The following is a 599-nucleotide window of genomic DNA, read 5'->3' on the forward strand; positions in this document are numbered from 1 at the left end:
AGGTGGCACCGGCTTCATGAAAAGAGACCCTCGTGATTATAAAGATTTTAATCATATCTTGTGGGAACGCTCGTTCATATTGCCTGAGCATAAACGGGCATTGCAACGCCATTACGAAGACTCGTCTAGGCAAGAGCCACCAGCTATTGCAGAAGAGCTTGCTGAAAAGCACTATCAACTATTAAAGAAAGCTGTAGAGGAAGGGGCGAGGGTGTCCATTCGGTATTGGAAACGGAAGGACGGCCAGTACTACAAAGTATTTGGCGTGCCGCTTAACTTAGACAACATATTTCTGACAGTTGAAATTAGAAATCATTACATTGTTGTGGAATATATAACTCATTTATCGGTGGTGGGCATGGAATGGTGACGAGAAGGCAGGAAGAGAATTCGCGCTTATTTAGAAGAAAGAGGGTTTCCGCCCACCGTGAGGGAGATTGGCAAGAAGGGCAGCCGCGTACTATGAGGATAAGTTGAAGCCCCTGGTTTTGTGGGCTGTTTTTATCGTTTTCTGACAGAAGACTCCCACATCAAGGACTGTTAGGACGTTGTCCAACGAGTAAGTGGGAGATGAATGTCGGTTAGGCGTGATTCAAAAA

2 protein-coding genes are annotated in these 599 nt (G+C 45.4%); both read left to right on the forward strand.

From position 1 onward, the window contains the following. Positions 1-370 (forward strand): YolD-like family protein (locus G4V62_RS19190; protein ID WP_212508858.1); only part of this gene is annotated, 370 nt, incomplete at its 5' end. 18 nt (positions 371-388) lie between these two features. Beyond that, positions 389-466, forward strand: coding sequence for a hypothetical protein (locus G4V62_RS20990; RefSeq protein ID WP_165205241.1), 78 nt, complete (start codon positions 389-391; stop codon positions 464-466). Positions 467-599 lie beyond the last annotated feature (133 nt).

It is taken from the genome of Litoribacterium kuwaitense, assembly GCF_011058155.1.
GTDB classification, from domain to species: Bacteria; Bacillota; Bacilli; order Bacillales; family DSM-28697; genus Litoribacterium; species Litoribacterium kuwaitense.